An 18,773-nucleotide genomic window follows, 5' to 3' on the forward strand; every position below is an offset into this window, starting at 1 on the left:
AATATAATTTCTTTTTTAACAAAAAAAAACGTACCTTTGCGCGAGTAAAGAGTGAAGAGTGTAGCCAGCGAGTGCCCACAGCTGGGTATGTGGTGAAGAGTGAAGAGAGGTTTCCCTATATTGGCATGAGGGCTTTTGCGTCCTGTTGTAGGAGCAATTTGCAAATCGTCCTATGCTGTTGTGAGGGACAGTGAACGGTGAGCAGTAAGCAGTGAAAAATTAATCCTTTATAAAAGTGAATATACTCAGAAGAAACCGTAGGCTTCGTGTAAATGAAACTATACGAGCCTTAGTAAGGGAAACAACCATAACACCCAATGATTTTATTGTGCCTCTTTTTGTAGTAGAGGGGCTTGGTATCAGGGCGGAGATTCCTTCCATGCCTAATTATTATCGCTATAGCTTGGACTACTTAGCCCAAGAGGTGAAAGAACTCTGGAGCTTGGGGATCAAGAGCGTATTGCTCTTTGTCAAAGTACCAGATCACCTTAAGGACAACGAAGGAACAGAAGCAATCAACCCTGATGGACTTATGCAACGAGCCATCAAGACTGTCAAAGAGGCGACTCCTGATATGCTGGTGATGACTGATGTCGCACTTGACCCTTATTCCATCTACGGACATGATGGTATTATCAAAAATGGGGTGGTAGAGAACGATACTACCGTATCGATATTGGCACAAATGAGCCTTTCGCATGTAAGAGCAGGGGCTGACTGGGTAGCTCCCAGCGATATGATGGATGGGCGTATAGAGCAAATCCGTCTTTTCTTAGACAAATACAATTATACCAACGCAGGTATCATGGCTTATTCTGCCAAATATGCTTCTGCTCTCTATGGTCCTTTCCGAGATGCCTTGGATAGCGCTCCTGTAGATGAGCAGGATATCCCTAAGGATAAGAAAACCTACCAGATGGACTATGCCAACCGCTTAGAAGCAATCAAGGAAGTGATTATGGATGTGGAAGAAGGTGCTGATATGGTAATGGTAAAACCTGGTATCGTATATTTGGACGTAGTACGCGAGGTGAAGAATGCTGTGAATGTACCTGTATCCGTATACCAAGTATCTGGAGAATATGCCATGATCAAAGCCGCTGCCCAAAACGGATGGTTAGACCATGATGCTATCATGCTTGAACAGATATACGCTATCAAGCGTGCGGGAGCCGACCTTATCGCCTCCTACTTTGCCAAGGATGTTGTCAAATTGTTATAGATTTCTTTTTCATTCTACTTAATTTTAAAATCCTCCTGTAAAAAATTATGGGAGGATTTTTTTATTTTTCCATTTATTATTGTAGCTTTGCAAAAAAAATAGTTATGAATATCCGGAAATTTGCAGGTATCGATATTGGCTCCAATGGGGTTCGATTACTGATTGCCAACATATTAGAAGAAGAAGGCAAGACACCTATTTTCTCCAAAGGGAGCCTTGTGAGAGTGCCGATTCGCTTGGGTGCCGATGTCTTCGAACAGGGGCGTATAAGTGCTGAGAATGCCTCACGCCTGAGTGATACCATGCAGGCCTATCACTTGCTCATGAAGGTACAAGGAGTGGAGGCTTATCGTGCTTGTGCTACCTCAGCCATGCGCGAGGCTACCAATGGCACAGAGATTGTCCGAGAGATAGCGCAGCATACAGGGGTGCAAATAGAGATTATAGGAGGGGCAGAGGAAGCAGCGATTATCGCCAATACTGACCTGCATACCCTTGTGGAAAGTGATAAAAACTATTTGTATATAGATGTGGGAGGGGGTAGTACTGAGTTCACCATCTATAGTCAAGGAGAGGTACGTGCTGCCAGGTCTTTTCCCATAGGAGGGGTGCGCCTACTGAAAGGGAAAGCCGACGAGCAAGTATGGGAGGAGCTCAAGGAGTGGATACACATCCATACCAAAGGGCTCAAAACAATAGAGGCCATAGGCTCTGGAGGCAATATCAACAAGATATTCAAGGTCTCCGGCAAGCGCAAGGACAGCCCTCTTTCGCTGCATTTCTTGGAGGATTACCTCAAGGAAATCAACTCACTGAGCTATGAGGAGCGTATCCGTGACTTAGAACTCAACCCTGACCGCGCAGATATCCTTCCTTTGGCATTGCCTATCTACATCAAAGCCATGAAATGGGCAAAGATAAAGCATATCCTCGTTCCGAAAGTCGGTCTGGCCGATGGGATTGTAAGACAACTCTATTTGTCCAGTGAGCAGTGAGCAGGGGTCAGTGATCAGGGATCAGTTGTCAGGGATCAGTTGTCAGGCTTACTGCTCACCGCTTACCGCTTACTGCTCACTGCTCACTGTTCACTGTTTCTTTTTCTTCTTAAGGATAGGGTCTATGATATTGAGATTTTCGAAGGTGATAGCCCCCCTTATGACCCCTGAAATGACATTGTATAGTGCATCTATAATGCTTATTTTGAGTTCGTTGCTATGATACAGCAGACTTATCTCACGAGCGGGAGAGGGTTCCTCGAAGTAGTGAAGGTTTTTCTTTTCTGCCTCAGAGAGATCTAAGGTATGTAGATAAGGCAAGAGGGTCATGCCCATGCCCTCATTGGCAAGCTTGATCAAGGTCTCAAAGCTACCACTCTTGATCTCAAGGCTGTTGTCCCTGCCCTTATCCGAGGAGCCATTCTCCTGACAGATATTCAATACACTCTCGCGGAAACAGTGTCCATCCTGTAGCATAAGGATATCGTTGAGATGAAGGTCAGAGACTTGGATTTTCTGATTTTCAGTCAGGTGGTATTTTGCATTGGGGATATAAGCGACAAAAGGCTCATAGTAGAGAGGGCGCTCTATAAGATGCTTTTCGTGCAAGGGAGTAGCCACAATAGCCACATCCAGGGTACCTTCTGCAAGCTCACGGATACACTCTCGGGTGGTCATCTCCTCCACCTTGAGCTCCACCTTAGGATATTTCTTAGTAAAATTGTTCAGAAACATAGGCAACAAGGTTGGTGCTACTGTAGGGATAATCCCCAATCGGAAACGCCCACCTATGAACCCCTTATGCTGGGCAATAATGTCCTTGATACGTTCGGACTCACTGACAATGCTCTCGGCCTGCTGAAGGATCTTCTCCCCTACTTCTGTGACGCGAAGAGGCTTTTTGGCACGGTCAAAAATAAGCACATCCAGCTCTTCCTCCAAGCGCTGTACTTGCATGCTGAGTGTAGGCTGAGTGACGAAACACTTCTGGGCGGCCACACTGAAATTCTTATACTGAGCTACAGCTAATATATATTGAAACTGTACTATTGTCATAAAAAGAATAGTGATTAAATTTTGGGCAAATGTACAAAAAAATAAATACCTAATCGCTATAATTCCCTTTGTTTACTCTTAAAAAAAAACTAACAAACGTTAAACTTATGTGTATCTACACTAATAAAGCTGCTAAGTAAAGGATTTTTATTACTTTTACGCTCATTTTCTAAGTAGATTAAAAAGTGCATACCCGAACCGAACGTCACAATCGTAGGAAGCTCATTTCTTCTTATTTTTCTGTCACCCTGAGTATTACCTTAGTTTTATTCCTCTTAGGGTTATTGGGTTTTTTACTTATCAATGTGAAAAACTTGACCGATAGTTATAAGGAACACCTAATTATCAATGTTTTTCTCAAGGATACGGCCAAGGAAGCCGACATAGAGCAATTGCAAAAGAGTCTTTCCTTAGCCTCGTATACCAAGCAGGTAGAGTTTATCTCCAAGGAGCAAGCCGCCCAGTCCTTCAGTGAGGAGCTTGGGGAGGACTTTATCTCCTTCATAGGGGACAATCCTCTGGGGAACTCTTTTGATCTGGCACTGAAAGCCGACTATGTAACCCCTCAGAAGATGGAAGAAGTCAAGGAGAGTATCCTGCAGAATGCCTCGGTCAAGGAAGTGAACTATGACAAGGATTCGGTCAAGAAGATACACTCCAATATACAGAGTATCAGCTTGGTCATTCTGGCAGTTTCGGCGATTTTTACCGTGGTGGCCATGCTGCTTATCAATGCTTCTATACGACTCTCCGTATACTCTAAGCGATTTATTATCAAGACTATGCAGCTGGTAGGAGCTACCAAAGCCTTTATCAGGCGTCCCTTTATCATCACCAACATCTGGTTGGGGATTCTCAGTGCTATATTGGCATGTGCAGCCTTGGCTTTTACCTTCTATGCCATAGACCAATCGTGGCCAGAATGGGGGCTTATCATGCACTATCGAGATTTTATCTGGGTGGGTGCTGCCCTGTTCCTTATTGGGGTGTTCCTCAGCTGGATCAGTACCTATTTTGCAGCTCAGCGGTTCTTGAACCTACATACCGACGAGCTTTATTACTAAAGCAACACTATGCTACCATTTGAAAAATTCATAGGCCTTTTTTCGGTGGTCAGGGGGTATAATATCATGATGATCTGTATCGCCCAGTATCTGACGGCCATCTTTATCCTTTCGCGCCAGCCACTAAGGCAGGTGTTATTGGATCCACGCCTTTTTGCCATTGTCTTGGCAGGAGCTTTGGCGGTGGCCGGTGGATATATCATCAATGCTTTTTATGACCAAGAAAAAGACCTAATCAATAAGCCTACACGTACCCTGATGGAGCGCATGGTAGGGCAGCATACTAAGCTCTCGCTATACTTTATACTGAATTTTCTTTCTGTAATAGTGGCCAGTTATGTATCCTTCCGAGCGGTGTTGTTCTTCTCTATCTATATCTTTATGATGTGGTTTTACTCCCACAGAATCAAGAAGATAGTATTGGTAGGAAATATCGTATCAGGGATACTCTCCATTATTCCTTTCTTTGCTATTTTTGTATATTATCACAATTTCCAAAAGATTATCTTTGTCCATGCCGCTTTTCTCTATTACCTACTCTTGGCTAAGGATTTTGTGAAGGACTTGCAGAATATCAAAGGGGATTTTGCCTTAGGCTACCATACCATCGCCACCGACTATGGGGAGCGTAGTTCCAAGCAGCTCATCACTGTGCTCATTGGTCTTACCCTTGTGTGCATCTACTTTCTGACAGCCTTTCCGGACACGGGCAGTATGAAGTACTACTTTATTCTGACAGCCATCATCCTTCTGGGGGGCTTTTTGCCAATACTCTGGAAGGGACGCACCCAGATACATTATGCTTTTCTGAGAAACCTCCTGAAAGTTATCATCGTGGTAGGGGTATTCTGCATTGCGCTCATCAGGCGATGAAAAACGTTTTGAGTGAAGAGTGAAAAGTGAAGAATGAAAAGTGAAGAGTGAAGAATGAAAAGTGAAGAGTGAAGAGTGAAATTGCATCACCCTAATAGGCATCTCTACCAAGACCCTATCATACACAAATCATTAATCATTGTTCATTAATCATTGAACATTATTCATTATTCAGCGTCTTCTTATTTTGCTTAGAAGCCAGCCCAAGAAGAAAAGAGAGGTGAAGAAAAGAAATACTTTCCCTATGAGCCATAGGTTGATAGGCTCACTCTTAGGCACATAGACAATCTGTCCACTGGCAGTCATCGCCAATCCCATCAGGGTTACCCATATACTCATGAGCAAATGTAGTTCCAAGCGAAGTTCACGCTCGGGTACCAAGGCGCGGAATCCCCAAGCTCCCAGAAGAAAACCTGCTATGGTAAGAGCGATGAATGCAAATGTAACTTCCCCAAAATCAACTCCTGAAAAGAAAAAGAAACTCTCTGTAAGCCCCAAGAAAAGACATGGGAAGAGTAGCACTCCTGGGAACCAAAGCAAAATTCTTGCCCAGCGGTTGCGCTTCTCCTCATAGAAGGCCTTGAGGGAGATAAAGCAGAAGAAGAGCCCTATGACCGACTCTATGGTGACCAGTACGGCCATATTGCTCAGCACCTTGGTATCGCTAAGCCATTGAGAGATAGTCAGTTGCGATTGTTCTGTAGCAAAGTCAGATACTCCATAGAGAAAGGCACCTACTCCCAAGGAGAAGATTCCTACCTGCCAGAACTTCCAGAAGCTCAACTTGAGCACGGAATTGATAAGAATACAAAAAAGTAAAAGATAAAGCATTGTTTTAATCATTGTAAAAAGGCCACAGGGTCGCCCTCGAAACTCACCTCGATATGTTCTTGTAAGGAGGTGGATAGGGAGATACCCTTGAAATCGGCCTTGATAGGATATTTCTTATGATTACGATTCACCAAAACGGCTGTTTTGAGCTGCTTGAGAGGGACAGAGAGAAAGTGTCGTACCCCATAGATCAGGGTAGCACCACTGCTGAGCACATCATCGACCAAAACCACGGATTCTCCTCGGTAGGCTTCTTCCGGCAGAGAGGTGGTCACAGGGGCTAAGGGGTCTGTTTTCTTGACAAAGACCTTGCACAGGGTGATAGGAATTGGGCAAAACTGTTGCAGTTGCTCATAGAGCTTTTCGGCTAAAATATAGCCATTTTCGGCTATCCCCGCAAGGATAAAGCGCTCTTGGTGAATATTCGCCTCGTATATCTGATAGGCGATACGGCGAATCTTATGTTCTATCTGGGTTGCATCTAAAATGATAGTCATAGAGATTTAGGTTTTAGGTTTTAGGTTTTAGAATTATAGAAATTAAGGGTTATAAGGTCTTAGAAATTAAAAGGAAAAAGAGCTTAGGTATTGATAATTACCTCTGATTCTCCTTCATTTTTCATTTTTCATTTTTCACTCTTCACTCCCTCATGTGCGGACATAGGGCGATTTGCAAATCGCCCCTACAACAGAACGAAAAAGCACTCATGCCTATATCAATGATTAATGATTAATGTTCAATGATTAATGATCACTGACTTCTGTTCACTCTTCACTTTTCATTTTTCATTTTTCACTCCCTCATGTGCCGACATAGGGCGATTTGCAAATCGCCCCTACGACAGAACGCAAAAGCACTCATGCCTAATATCAATGATTAATGTTCAATGATTAATGATTAATGATTAATGTTCAATGATTAATGCTCACTGACCTCTGTTCACTGTTCACTGACCTCTGTTCACTGCTCACTCCCCCACTCTTCGTCTTCTTCGCTTGAGAAGAAATCGTCGAGGTCGCGGCGGTCTTTTTTGGTAGGGCGACCTTCGCCTTTCTTGCGATAATACTCTTGGGCGAGCTGTCGGAGTTCCTCTTGTTCAAAGGCTTCTTCAGGGGTGTGGTCTATACAATAGAGCCCTACAAGCTTAGCCCCTACCCTACTGGTGGGGATGTCCAAGACTTCTATCTCGTAGGTAATCGCACCCTTGCGTACTTGTATCTTATCCTGTGGGAAGACCTCCTTGGAGGCTTTGGCGATTTCCCCTCCGATGCGGACATGTCCTTTCTTACAGGCCTCCGTAGCGATGTTGCGTGTCTTATAATACCGCACACACCATAGGTATTTGTCTATTCTCACTTTAGTTAGGGGTTGGGGGTTAGGTAATAGGAGAGGATGAACTCTATTCTGTACTCACCACTGACTGCCTACCGAAACCTAAATTGATTAAAAAATCATGCAAAAATACAAGAATTTTTCGTAACTTGCGCCCAAATTCGAATATTTATTTTTCATAAGATGATTAGAAGAAGTTTGCTATTACTTAGCTGTGGGGCTATCTCCTTGTTTTCCTGCAAGAAAAGTGGTGATGACAGCCAGAAATTACGAGAAATGTCCGAGGTGGTGGTGGAGAATGACAATGACATACAAGCCTACCTCAAGAGTCATTATTGCGAATTGGACGCTGATAAGAATATAGTCTTAGGCACTCTGGCGGGCAATACAGGGAAGACCTCCCTATGGGACAGCCCCAACCTAAAGCGTAAGACCCTGAAAGTGCCTGATATACACGGCAACTACATCAACCATACGATGTACTACCTTATCCTACAAGAGGGAGCAGGGGCACAGGCAACCATCGCTGACCGCTCTTATGTGCTCTACAAGGGACTGACTCTCAAGGATAATGTCTTTGAAGATGGCATGCGCTTTACCCAGAGCAACTGGTTGGACTTGCTTGGCACCCGTGCCAGCGCGTACCAAGGAGGAGCCATCATAGGCTTTCGCGAAGCGGTAGCCACCCTGAAGGCCTCCACTGCTAAGCCTACCGAGGTGGGAGATGGTACTCTCAAAGCACCTACCGATGGAGGAATGGGTATCTTCTTCTTGCCTTCGGGACTGGCTTACTTTGCAGGTACTATAGGACTACCAGCCTACACCCCACTGATATTCGAGATCAAACTTATCTCCACGGCCAACTATGACCATGACGGAGACGGCAAGCCTTCTATCCAAGAGATTAACCATCAGGAAGATGGCACCATAGTCTTTCCTGACTGCAATGGCAATGGTACTGTGGACTACTTAGATGCCTACAACTGCAACTAACAAAGAATGACACTATCATGAAAAAACAAATTCCTAACCTACTGACCCTGCTAAACCTTTTCTGTGGGATCATCGCACTGAGATATGCGCTATCACAAGCCTTTGACTGGGCGTTGTTTTGGTTTTTCTTAGGCATCACCCTTGACTTCTTCGATGGGTTTGTAGCCCGTATTCTGAAAGTCTCCTCCCCTCTGGGCAAGGAACTGGATTCTTTGGCGGATTTGGTAACCTCAGGACTTGTTCCTGGACAGGTAATGTATTGGCTGATCAGCTATTCGGCGGCTCATTATGGACAGACACTACACTTTTTTCTGCCCTTTGCAGGATACCTTATCACCTTGGCTTCCGCCTATCGCTTGGCCTGCTTCAACCTTGACACCCGCCAGAGTGATTCCTTTATAGGGCTGCCTACTCCGGCTAATGCTCTCTTTATCATCTCCTTAGGACTTATCGTAAAACAAGCTGTCTACCTGAAAGCCATTTCCCTATGGGGCACCCTGCTTATCACCTTAGCCAGTTGTGTACTACTGAATAGCAACCTGAGACTCTTGGCGCTAAAGTTCAAGGATTTTTCTATAAAAAACAACCTTCTCAAGTATCTTTTGCTACTTATAAGCGTGGTTTTACTGGTTCTTATGAGAGAAAGTGCTTTCCCTCTTATTATTTTGGCATACATCTTGCTATCGGTAGTGGGAAATCTGAAAAAAGAAAAATCATGAGAAAGACATTTTTGAAAAAGGCATTCTGTAGCATCCTCTTTTTGGCGGCTGCTATGGGATATAGCCAAGAGGCGGGAAGCATAGGTACCCTTCTGCGCAATGAGGCAAAGGCATCGGATATCAACTCGGTGCGTATCCAAGTGGATGTACAAGGGGGAGCACAGCGCAAGCCTAACTTGGGAGACTACCGCACCCCTCCCTCCCAGTATACATGGAATCCTGCGCCCTATGGGTATAGTGAGGTATTCTTGCGTATTGCCGATCGTGGCTACTTCACAGTAGTTCTGGGTGACCAGCAGATCAGCAGTCCCTCGGGGAAGTTTCGCTTCTTCGATGTGCGCTCTGGAGCCCTGCCACTCTCGATCTATCTCAATGGCTTCTTGGTGTACCAGACTACCCTGAGAACTACTGAAAACCAACGCAGTGTGTTGGACTACTTTGTACAATATGGCCTCTATGAGCTCGAACGCTACCCTATAGAGAAGGATTGGTACGGAGGCGAATGGAATGATATCTGGAACAACCCCTACCGTGCAGGACGCCAGCTAAGTCATGCCCCTCATATACAGGTAATGCCACAGGAGGTTTTTGCCAACTTCTTCGCCGCTTATAAGAGACTGACCTTCGACAACGAGCGTATCGGCTTCATCCGTCAGCAACAAAATACCGCCTATACAGCGGCACAGATCAAGGATCTCTTATCCCGATTCGACTTCGATAACAATAAGGTAGATATGGGCAAGCTCCTCTTCCCACTGTGTGCAGATCGCGGAAACTTTTTTATTGTATATGATATATTTACCTACGATAGTTACAAGCGACAACTGATGGATTTTGTAGCTTCGTACCGACAATAATTTGAAAAGAAAGAATATGATGGTTTTCAAAAAGAAAAATTACCTATGGATGGCCTTGGGCTTAGCCCTTATCGCCATTGGCTTTATCACCATGAGTGGTGGGGGGAGTGACGATCCGAAAGTCTTCAACCCCGATATTTTCAGTTTCCGACGTATCAGCTTAGCCCCAGCCTTGGTACTACTGGGCTTTGCTGTGGAAGTATGGGCTATTTTGTACACCGATAAAAAGGAAAAAGAAAGCTAATGGACCTACTACAAGCAATTATAATAGCGATTGTAGAGGGGCTTACGGAGTACCTACCGGTATCCTCCACAGCGCATATGATCTTCACCCGAGAACTCATGGGAATTGCGGAGGACGATTTTTTCAAGATTTTCGCCCTATGTATCCAGTTTGGTGCTATTTTAGCAGTAGTCACCCTATATTGGCGCAAGTTTTTCGACTTCAGCCGCTGGCAGTTTTTTGTCAAGTTAGGATTTGCTGTACTTCCGGCACTCCTCTTAGGCAAGCTCTTAGATGACTATATTGATTCGGTCATGGGAGCGCCCGTGTATATAGCTATCATGCTGATTATCGGAGGAGTTGTTCTCCTATTCATTGACCGATTTTTCAAGCATCCGACCATTCTTCAGGAGAAGGATATCACCATCAAGAAAGCGGTAATTATAGGGTTTTGGCAGTGCCTTGCGATGATGCCCGGCACGAGCCGTTCGGCAGCCTCCATCATAGGAGGGATGCAGCAAAAACTCTCGAGAGAACTCGCCGCAGAGTTTTCCTTTTTCTTAGCCGTACCTACCATGCTTGCGGTAACTGTATACTCGCTCTTTCTCAAGGAATACCACGGTACAGGCACCCCTATCAAGGGCTATACCCTCTTGGCTGAGAACAGCGACAAGCTCTCTATGTTTCTCATAGGCAACGTAGTGGCGTATATCGTGGCAATCATTGCCATCAAGGGTTTTGTGAACCTTATCAAGAAATATGGCTTTTCCCTATGGGGCTATTATCGTATCCTCGCAGGAGGGCTGTTGCTACTCTTTTTATAGTGAAGAGTGAAGAGTGAAGAGTGAAGAATGAAGAGTGAAGAATGTAGCCAAGCAAATGAGCTTGGGTATGTGGTCAAGAGTGAAAAGTGAAGAGTGAAGAGAGGTTATTAATCATTGAACATTGATATTGGCATTAGGTTTTTTGCGTTCTGTTGTAGGGGCGAATTGCAATTCGCCCATATTGACGGGAGAGCATTAATCATTGAACATTAATCATTAATATAAAGACTGTCCGAAAAGACTTGTTTTTAGTGCGCGAATTGCAAATTGAGTGGGCGAATTGCATCACATACTCCGCTGCGCCAGCTCGCGGACTTTGCCCCTACGACAGAACCTAAAAACAACTGATTTTCAACTAAATAAATATGAAAAAATATCTATTATTTTTACTCCCTATATTGGGATATTCGCAAGCAATAGACCTAAGTCTTTCGCTAAAGAACAAAGAGAAATATGTGCATAAAATCTCCTCCGAGGTATCCTCCACACAACAAATAGATGGGGCACAGGTGGAGACCAAAGCACTTAGTCGCATGCGCATTCGCTATACCTTCGGCAAGGAGGACAAGCTGATCTACCCGATGACTCTGCGCTATGAAGAGGCATCCCTGGAAGTATCTACCAAGGTGAATGGCAAGGAGATGCCTTTAGAGAAGATTCCAGACTATACCAACCAAGCAGCCAAGGAGCTACTGGAGCAACCCCTCAAAGGAGAGCTAAGCACCAAGGGGAAAATTGTCAAAATAGAGCCTTTACAACCTCTTGTAGAGCGTGCTATGAAGACTTTGGAGAAAAAGCATGCTAAGAATAACCCCTTGACTTCCTTTGAAAAGCAGCAGATACAGATGCAACTGGAGGCAGCTTTCTCGGAGACTACCCTACAATCGAACCTATCCAATGTGCTCTCCATATTGCCCCGACAGCGGGTGGCTATAGGGGACTCGTGGGAGATCTCCTCCTTCCTCTCCAAGGAAATGAATGTACCTATCAAGACCCGATATACTCTGGTAGAAGCCCTCAATGGGCAGCTCCATATCCAAGGGAAATCCGTTATCGCCACTGACAAACAGAAGGTAATCCTACAGCAAGGGCAATATGTATTCTTCACCATGCAAGGACAGGTGGACATAGATATTTGGCTGGATGCCCAGACGAAGTGGATTCTCAAGGCTACTGCACTACAGACCCTCAAGGGAGAAACAGAAGTAGAGGGCGACCTCTCCCACCAAAAAGGTAAGGTAATCCCCTTCGAAAGTCAATCGAAAATAATAATCAATGAACAATGATTAATGAACAATGAACAATGAACAATGATTAATCATTAAACATTAATCATTAAACATTAATCATTAATCATTAAAATAGATTTCACTTTACTTTAACGGGATAATTGAGAAAAAAGTAATAATTTAGCGCCATCATTCAAACACATACAAAAAAAACATATCATGAATGTAGATATCAGCCAAATCAATGAGAAAATAGAGCGAGAAAGTGTATTCATAGATACCCTCAGAGCCGAGATGTCCAAGGTAATCGTAGGGCAACACCACATGGTCGATGCGCTGCTTATAGGTCTCTTAGGACGTGGACATATCCTCTTGGAAGGGGTACCGGGACTTGCTAAGACTCTATCCATCAATACATTATCAAAAGCTGTACAGGCTACCTTCAGCCGAATCCAGTTTACCCCTGACTTGCTTCCTGCCGATGTGATAGGTACGATGACCTACAATGTAAAGCAAAATGAGTTTTCAATCAAGAAAGGGCCTATCTTTGCTAACTTTGTCTTAGCCGATGAGATCAACCGAGCTCCCGCCAAGGTACAGTCTGCCCTATTGGAGGCTATGCAAGAGCGCCAAGTGACCATAGGCGATACTACTTTTCCTTTGGATAAGCCTTTCCTTGTCATGGCTACGCAAAACCCTGTAGAACAAGAGGGTACTTACCCACTTCCAGAGGCACAAGTGGATAGGTTCATGCTCAAGGTAGTGATAGACTATCCCAAAATCGATGAGGAACAATACATCATGCGTGGCAACCTCGCCGGAGAGCGTCCGGAGGTGAAGGCTGTGGTGACTACAGATCAGATTCTTCATGCACAGAAGGCAGCTTCCGAGGTGTATATGGATGAGAAGATAGAGAAGTATATCCTTGATATTATTTTTGCGACACGTTATCCTGAGAAATACCAGCTTGCGGAGCTAAGCCCACTTATCCAGTTTGGGGCTTCTCCACGTGGTAGTATCAACCTTGCGATAGCGGCCAAGTGTCATGCCTTTATCCACCACCGCGGCTATGTGATTCCTGAGGATGTACGTTCGGTAGTCTTCGATGTGCTTCGTCACCGTATTGGTATCACCTATGAGGCAGAAGCCGAAAATATTTCCTCTATGGAAATCATCCACAAGATAGTCAATACTGTGGAAGTACCATAAGAGTGAAGAACGAAGAGTGAAAAGTGAAGAATGTAGCCAGCGAGTGCTCTCAGCTGGGTATGTAGTAAAAAGTGAAGAACGAAGAATGTAGCCAAGCAGATGAGTTTGGATACACTTTTCATTCTTCACTTTTCACTTTTCACTTTTCATTCTTCACTCTCCTAAGGTTGGAGAGAGAGGCATTCAGTTCGAAACCTAATAGGAGAATAGTCGCATTGAGCCAAATGTACAATAGGAAGATGAGCAGCGCCCCTATGGAGCCATAGAGTTGGTTATATTGGGCAAAATTCTCTATATACACCCCAAAGCCATAAGTGGTGAGTATAAAAAGAATCAAGGTCAGCAGTGAACCCGCCGAGAAAAAGCGTCTGCCCCGATCTATGGTGCCAAAATGGAACAAGATAGAAACCACCAAATAGGCTACAAAAATAAAAAATACCTTCTTAACTATCGGGAAAAAATAAGGATTGCTATTGAAAAAAGAAAAGATCTTCATCCCTTGTATATACTCAAAAGCCAGCCAAAGAATGACCGAGAAGAGAATCAAGAATACCAAGAGCATGGCTACCCCCATGGAGATAAAGTACTGCTTGAGCGCCCCACGGGTAGCCCTGACATGATAGGAGTATTCAAAGCCTCCAAATACGGCATTGATACCATTAGTGGTCAGAAAGATAGAGAGGACGAACACCGTGGAGAGCAAGCCCGCACGCTTCTTCCCTGCAATATCAAAAAATATCTCCTCAAAGAAACCATGGGTACCAGGGGGCAATAGACTGTCCAAGAAGACCCAAAAATCCTGTTGGAAATCATCAATTGGGATATAGGGAATCAGGTTCAGCACGACGAGCAAAAAGGGAAAAATAGCGACAAAAAAGCTATAAGAAATAGCACTCGCCCTATAAGTAAGCGCCCCCTTTACAATCCCTATTGTATAGAGCAACAGCAAGTCGTATAGGGAAAACTGCTGTCCTTTTCCCAAGGAAATTTTCTTGAGGAAACAGGCTAATTTGTTGAGAATAGGAATTTTATCTATTTTTTCTTCGACCTCTTTGTACATAGTGTATTGTTTTGCATAGGTATGAGAAAGCCCTACAGAAGTTTTTAGAGCTTCTGTAAGGGATATTTTTCTACTTGTTACTTGTCTTAGGCAGCTTGTTCTTTTTGTAGCTTTTTAGCAGCACGTTTTTCTTTAAAGCGCTCTATAGCAGCACCAAATACCCAGTAAGGTACTACATAAGTAAGCAAAAAGATCATAAGCCAAAAGCCCATAGTAGCAATTCCTAAGAAGGCTAAAAAGCCTAAATATTCTTGAAAAGAAAAATCTACTTGCATGTTGTTGTTTTTTTCTGGGGCAAAGATACAAAAAAAATTATCAATGAGTAATGGTTAATTGTTAAATTTTCAGTGGTCAGTAGTCAGTGAACAGTGAGCAGTGAACAGTTAAAAGATCCCTTATGATAGGCACAAGCGAAACGCTCGCGCCAACAAGAGAGGAGCGGGGAGAATTGGTAAAATGAAAATTTTTCACCATCCCTCTTTTTTATCAAAAAATTTATTACCTTTGCGGCATAAAATAACAAATTAAGTTTTATGAAAAGAATTTTATTAGCAGCAATGGCTTCTATAGCCTTGTTAATTTCCTCTTGTGGGAAAAGTGATGATTCCTCTGGAGATATCACCGGTATTTGGCAATTAGAGTCCGAAACAGTCAATGGACAATCTCAGACAATTGATGATTGTGAAAAGAAATCTGCGCTTGCTTTTACTCAAAATCAGATAACTTTTCATGATTTCAGCGACAGACCTGGGTTTTGTAAATATACTAAACAACTTCTTACCTACAAAATAGAAGGGAATGCTATTAAAAGTGATGAAGATGCCAGTATAAGTTTTCCTTTCTCTGTTTCAGGAAATACATTAACTATTGAATCAGTACACGGTCAGGAAAAAACTATTCTCAAATATAGAAAAATCACCCAAGCCGAATTAGATGCTATTTTAGCTACTATTAATAATAACAATGGAGGGGGAAATAAAAATGCTCAAAATTTGGAAGGTATTTGGCAAAAAGAGTCTGAAACAGTCGATGGACAATCTCAGACAATTGATGATTGTGAAAAGAAATCTGCGGTTGTTTTTACTCAAAATCAGATAACTACTCATGCTTTTATAGAAAACGCAGGGGCTTGTAGATATACTAAACAACTTCATACCTACAAAATAGAAGGGAATGCTATTAAAAGTAATGAAGATTTCAGTATAAGTTTTCCTTTCTCTGTTTCAGAAAATACATTAACTACTGAATCAGTAAGGAATGGGAAAAAAACTATTATCAAATATAAAAAAATCACCCAAGCCGAATTAGATGCTATTTTAGCTACTGTTAATAATGGAGGAAACTAAATAGCTAAAAATTTTTACAAATAAAAAAACACTGCAACGAAAATTGCAGTGTTTTTTGTTTATAAACGTGTTTAAACTTTTTTGAGGAACTTGGATATAAACCCTAATAAAAGCATTCCAATCCAAGTTACATCAAGATATTCATATCTCATTATCAAACCTTTATATCCGTCAAGCCAACCATTTGCTTGTTCAATCTTAAACCTATTTTTGTACAATTCTTCATCAAAATAAACATCTGGTTGCTCTCCATTATTGAAGCCAAATCAAAATTACTTTTAAATCCTCTTTTTTCTACACTTAAAAAGGGAATAATCCAATTATTTATTGTATCTTTGCCCAAAGTTCCTGAATTTTGGTGTTCTTTTTTTCTCAAACACAAAATTACTAATTTTTGGGAACTTTTACTTCTCTAAAAAGTTTAAACAGCTTCTGTACTTTTGCGGAGCCTATAAGAAGTAACATTATTATTTATGATAGATAAATACACAGATACAGAAAAAGAAGAACTTGGAGGCGATGAAATTACAGAACCTTTTAGTCCTAATGAGATTGATGTAGATATAGCAACAATTAACTTAGGTTCTTTAATTGGGCAATTAAAATATGGAGAAATTGATTTAGAACCAGATTTTCAGAGGGCAAGTGATGTGTGGAATAATACAAAGAAAAGCAGACTCATAGAATCTATTTTATTAGGATTGCCATTACCTTCTTTCTACTTTAGTGAAGATGCTCAAACCCAAAAACTCTTAGTCATTGATGGTCTACAGAGACTTTGTGCTATAAGGGATTTTGTTTTAAAGGAAGAAAAACCATTGATATTAAAAAAACTACAATTTCTAAAAGATTTTGAAGGAAAACGATATAAAGATTTAGAACGCCCAGAGATTAGGCGTATAGATGCCTTAAAGATAACTGTTAATATCTTACGAAAGAGTACACCCAGCGATGTAAAGTATATCATTTTTCAAAGAATAAATACAGAAGGCGTAACACTAACCGCACAAGAAATGCGTCACGCGCTTAATCAAGGTATTGCTGCTAATTTTATAAAAGAATTATCTGAATTAGATTCTTTTAAAAAAGCCACTGATAACATTTCATTTAAGAGAATGCAAGATAGAGATTTAGTAAATCGATTCATTGCATTTTACTTAGGGTATAAAGACTACAATGGTGCCTTGAATAATTTCTTAAACCATTGGATGGCATTACTCAATAAGATGACAGCGCAAGAAAGAGATAATATTAAAATATCTTTTGAGAGTTCAATGAAATGTTGTTATAAGATATTTGGAACAGAGAGTTTTAGGAAACCAAATGTAGAAGGTAGCAAAAGAAATCCCATATCTAAATCTTTATTTGATTGTATAAGTGTTAATATAGCGTGGTTACCTCTTAAGGAAATGGCACTTTTAGAGCAACATTCTCAAGATTTTAAAGAAGAGTTATACCAGCTATTAAAAACAAATGATTCATTTATTACAGCTACTTCAAAATCAACGGGACAAAAATTAAGTGTTATGGAGCGCTTTAATACAATAAAAAACTTAATTAAAAAAGCAATAGGTAATGATAAATAGAATAATCATAGACAACTTTAAATTACATAACCATACAGAGCTACAGATAGGTGGATTAACAATCCTATCAGGTATGAATGGGATGGGGAAATCATCTCTAATACAGTCGTTACTATTGTTGCGACAATCTTTCTTGATGAATGATTTAGAAGTAGGGTTAAATTTAAAGGGCGATTTGTGTGACTTAGGAATGGCAGATGAATTGCCTTGTATAGTCTCTAAAAAAACACATTTAACAATTGATATAAACTTTTTGCATCAGAAATCACTAAACTATAGCTTCCTATATGGAATGAATAGCACCTTATTAATTGGAGAGGAAGACAACGCTACTAATAAGGAAGTATTGGCAACTTATAGTTTGTTCAATAATAATTTTCAATATTTAAGTGCTTTTCGTTTTGGTCCCCAAAAAGGTTACGGGCGGGACACCTCTTTAGTGGACATAAAAAGACAGCTTTCAAAACAAGCGGGGCAATGTGAATATACAGTTCATTTCTTAGAACGTTATGGAAAAGAGGAACTCCCTATAAAAGCGCTGGCAATAGAAGATAATAATGATTATCGTTTGCTTAATCAAGTGGAACAATGGTTAAGGAAAATATCACCTAATATAAGGATAACCATAGAACCACAAGGACAGGATCTGAATCTGAAATACAAGTTCAATAGGAATGAGAACACCATTACAGAGAATTTCAGTGCACTAAATGTCGGTTTTGGAATCACTTATGTATTACCTATTTTGGTAGCTATATTAAGTGCTAATAAAGATGCTTTGATACTTATTGAGAATCCAGAAGCTCATATACATCCTAAAGGACAAGCCGTGCTAATGGAGCTAATAGCTAAAGCGGTTGCTAATGGAGTGCAGGTACTAATAGAGACCCATAGTGACCACATTATCAATGGTAGTTTAGTAGCTGTAAAAGAAGGAGTGATCAGCAATGAGAAACTTTCTGTTTATTATTTTGAGCGTGATGAACAACAGCACACTGCAATAGCTCATCATTTAGAAGTATCAAAGAATGGGCGCATCAAGCGTCCTCCTAAAGGATTTTTTGACCAGATAGATATTGATTTACGAATTTTAACAGGTTTTTGATATGAGTGAAGGAAGTGAAATATTCTGGCTATTCCCTATATATGATATCCTAGAAGATGCTTATTATATGAAGCCTATAGAACTCATAACTAAAAATGAACAGTATGATGATTATATTCATCAGCTTATTGATATAAAAGAAGGACTATATAATGAAAATTATGAAGGTTTTTATGATGAGAATAATGTAAAAGCATTTCTATTGCCTGCTGAAACTTTTGAAGAAGAATTTCCAAATAAGATTACGTT

At 41.6% G+C, this 18,773-nt stretch carries 22 protein-coding genes; 15 read left to right on the forward strand and 7 right to left on the reverse strand.

The window, feature by feature from the left end; translation table 11 throughout:
• Positions 1 to 235 precede the first annotated feature (235 nt).
• Both hemB and CAPGI0001_RS09585 read left to right on the forward strand, forming a co-directional pair.
• Positions 236 to 1,222, forward strand: coding sequence for a porphobilinogen synthase (gene hemB, locus CAPGI0001_RS09580; RefSeq protein ID WP_002669315.1), 987 nt, complete (start codon positions 236 to 238; stop codon positions 1,220 to 1,222).
• A gap of 104 nt (positions 1,223 to 1,326) precedes the next feature.
• Entirely contained in the window at positions 1,327 to 2,217 is an 891-nt protein-coding gene (locus tag CAPGI0001_RS09585) for a Ppx/GppA phosphatase family protein (RefSeq protein ID WP_040360164.1), read from the forward strand.
• 90 nt (positions 2,218 to 2,307) lie between these two features.
• Here CAPGI0001_RS09585 and CAPGI0001_RS09590 read toward each other — a convergent pair whose 3' ends face one another.
• A complete protein-coding gene (locus CAPGI0001_RS09590; RefSeq protein ID WP_002669207.1) occupies positions 2,308 to 3,273 on the reverse strand; it encodes a hydrogen peroxide-inducible genes activator in 966 nt (321 codons plus the stop codon).
• 185 nt (positions 3,274 to 3,458) lie between these two features.
• On the opposite strand from CAPGI0001_RS09590, the gene CAPGI0001_RS09595 reads away from it, so the two are divergent.
• Both CAPGI0001_RS09595 and CAPGI0001_RS09600 read left to right on the forward strand, forming a co-directional pair.
• The gene (locus tag CAPGI0001_RS09595) at positions 3,459 to 4,337 is read left to right on the forward strand and encodes a cell division protein FtsX (RefSeq protein WP_002669228.1); all 879 of its coding nucleotides are present in this window, start codon (positions 3,459 to 3,461) and stop codon (positions 4,335 to 4,337) included.
• Between the two features lie 9 nt (positions 4,338 to 4,346).
• A complete protein-coding gene (locus CAPGI0001_RS09600) occupies positions 4,347 to 5,210 on the forward strand; it encodes a geranylgeranylglycerol-phosphate geranylgeranyltransferase (RefSeq protein WP_002669148.1) in 864 nt (287 codons plus the stop codon).
• 171 nt (positions 5,211 to 5,381) lie between these two features.
• Here the strand turns inward: CAPGI0001_RS09600 and CAPGI0001_RS09605 are convergent, their stop codons facing one another.
• The 3 genes from CAPGI0001_RS09605 to CAPGI0001_RS09615 form a co-directional block, all read right to left on the reverse strand.
• Complete coding sequence (locus CAPGI0001_RS09605; RefSeq protein WP_002669260.1) at positions 5,382 to 6,041, reverse strand: hypothetical protein; 660 nt, start codon at positions 6,039 to 6,041, stop codon at positions 5,382 to 5,384.
• Positions 6,042 to 6,049: 8 nt separating this feature from the next.
• Positions 6,050 to 6,538 (reverse strand): phosphoribosyltransferase family protein, encoded by a 489-nt coding sequence (locus CAPGI0001_RS09610; RefSeq protein WP_002669258.1) that lies wholly within the window; start codon positions 6,536 to 6,538, stop codon positions 6,050 to 6,052.
• 463 nt (positions 6,539 to 7,001) lie between these two features.
• A complete protein-coding gene (locus CAPGI0001_RS09615) occupies positions 7,002 to 7,397 on the reverse strand; it encodes an RNA-binding S4 domain-containing protein (protein ID WP_002669201.1) in 396 nt (131 codons plus the stop codon).
• A gap of 159 nt (positions 7,398 to 7,556) precedes the next feature.
• Here CAPGI0001_RS09615 and CAPGI0001_RS09620 point away from each other — a divergent pair, with 159 nt between their 5' ends.
• The 7 genes from CAPGI0001_RS09620 to CAPGI0001_RS09650 all read left to right on the forward strand — a co-directional run bounded on the left by CAPGI0001_RS09620 (position 7,557) and on the right by CAPGI0001_RS09650 (position 13,427).
• Positions 7,557 to 8,366, forward strand: a complete 810-nt coding sequence (locus tag CAPGI0001_RS09620; RefSeq protein ID WP_040360167.1) for an FKBP-type peptidyl-prolyl cis-trans isomerase — start codon at positions 7,557 to 7,559, stop codon at positions 8,364 to 8,366.
• Positions 8,367 to 8,383: 17 nt separating this feature from the next.
• Positions 8,384 to 9,085, forward strand: a complete 702-nt coding sequence (locus CAPGI0001_RS09625) for a CDP-alcohol phosphatidyltransferase family protein (protein WP_002669146.1) — start codon at positions 8,384 to 8,386, stop codon at positions 9,083 to 9,085.
• Positions 9,082 to 9,942, forward strand: coding sequence for a proline and serine-rich protein 1 family protein (locus CAPGI0001_RS09630; protein WP_002669368.1), 861 nt, complete (start codon positions 9,082 to 9,084; stop codon positions 9,940 to 9,942). Before CAPGI0001_RS09625 ends, CAPGI0001_RS09630 begins: the two co-directional genes overlap by 4 nt.
• A gap of 19 nt (positions 9,943 to 9,961) precedes the next feature.
• Entirely contained in the window at positions 9,962 to 10,186 is a 225-nt protein-coding gene (locus CAPGI0001_RS09635; protein WP_002669310.1) for a DUF3098 domain-containing protein, read from the forward strand.
• A complete protein-coding gene (locus tag CAPGI0001_RS09640; protein WP_002669203.1) occupies positions 10,186 to 10,989 on the forward strand; it encodes an undecaprenyl-diphosphate phosphatase in 804 nt (267 codons plus the stop codon). The genes CAPGI0001_RS09635 and CAPGI0001_RS09640 overlap by 1 nt, the downstream gene beginning before the upstream one ends.
• A 365-nt stretch (positions 10,990 to 11,354) precedes the next feature.
• On the forward strand, positions 11,355 to 12,275 hold the full coding sequence (locus tag CAPGI0001_RS09645) for a DUF6263 family protein (protein WP_002669247.1): 921 nt from the start codon (positions 11,355 to 11,357) through the stop codon (positions 12,273 to 12,275).
• A 162-nt stretch (positions 12,276 to 12,437) separates the two neighbouring features.
• Positions 12,438 to 13,427 (forward strand): AAA family ATPase, encoded by a 990-nt coding sequence (locus CAPGI0001_RS09650; protein WP_002669326.1) that lies wholly within the window; start codon positions 12,438 to 12,440, stop codon positions 13,425 to 13,427.
• 139 nt (positions 13,428 to 13,566) lie between these two features.
• Here the strand turns inward: CAPGI0001_RS09650 and CAPGI0001_RS09655 are convergent, their stop codons facing one another.
• Together CAPGI0001_RS09655 and CAPGI0001_RS09660 are read right to left on the reverse strand one after the other, a co-directional pair.
• Positions 13,567 to 14,487, reverse strand: coding sequence for a YihY/virulence factor BrkB family protein (locus tag CAPGI0001_RS09655; protein WP_002669356.1), 921 nt, complete (start codon positions 14,485 to 14,487; stop codon positions 13,567 to 13,569).
• Between the two features lie 86 nt (positions 14,488 to 14,573).
• The gene (locus CAPGI0001_RS09660) at positions 14,574 to 14,762 is read right to left on the reverse strand and encodes a hypothetical protein (protein WP_002669248.1); all 189 of its coding nucleotides are present in this window, start codon (positions 14,760 to 14,762) and stop codon (positions 14,574 to 14,576) included.
• A 258-nt stretch (positions 14,763 to 15,020) separates the two neighbouring features.
• Between CAPGI0001_RS09660 and CAPGI0001_RS09665 the strand changes: the two genes are divergently transcribed.
• The gene (locus CAPGI0001_RS09665; RefSeq protein ID WP_002669255.1) at positions 15,021 to 15,833 is read left to right on the forward strand and encodes a lipocalin-like domain-containing protein; all 813 of its coding nucleotides are present in this window, start codon (positions 15,021 to 15,023) and stop codon (positions 15,831 to 15,833) included.
• Positions 15,834 to 15,987: 154 nt separating this feature from the next.
• Here the strand turns inward: CAPGI0001_RS09665 and CAPGI0001_RS09670 are convergent, their stop codons facing one another.
• Positions 15,988 to 16,209, reverse strand: a complete 222-nt coding sequence (locus tag CAPGI0001_RS09670) for a hypothetical protein (RefSeq protein WP_040360172.1) — start codon at positions 16,207 to 16,209, stop codon at positions 15,988 to 15,990.
• A 97-nt stretch (positions 16,210 to 16,306) separates the two neighbouring features.
• Here CAPGI0001_RS09670 and CAPGI0001_RS09675 point away from each other — a divergent pair, with 97 nt between their 5' ends.
• From CAPGI0001_RS09675 to CAPGI0001_RS09685, 3 genes are all read left to right on the forward strand, one after another.
• Positions 16,307 to 17,419 (forward strand): DUF262 domain-containing protein, encoded by a 1,113-nt coding sequence (locus CAPGI0001_RS09675; RefSeq protein ID WP_002669175.1) that lies wholly within the window; start codon positions 16,307 to 16,309, stop codon positions 17,417 to 17,419.
• Positions 17,409 to 18,524, forward strand: coding sequence for an AAA family ATPase (locus tag CAPGI0001_RS09680; RefSeq protein WP_002669333.1), 1,116 nt, complete (start codon positions 17,409 to 17,411; stop codon positions 18,522 to 18,524). The genes CAPGI0001_RS09675 and CAPGI0001_RS09680 overlap by 11 nt, the downstream gene beginning before the upstream one ends.
• A 1-nt stretch (position 18,525) precedes the next feature.
• The coding region (locus CAPGI0001_RS09685; protein ID WP_002669191.1) for a hypothetical protein at positions 18,526 to 18,773 on the forward strand (248 nt) is incomplete at its 3' end.

The sequence above is a fragment of the Capnocytophaga gingivalis ATCC 33624 genome, assembly GCF_000174755.1.
Classification (GTDB): Bacteria; Bacteroidota; Bacteroidia; order Flavobacteriales; family Flavobacteriaceae; genus Capnocytophaga; species Capnocytophaga gingivalis.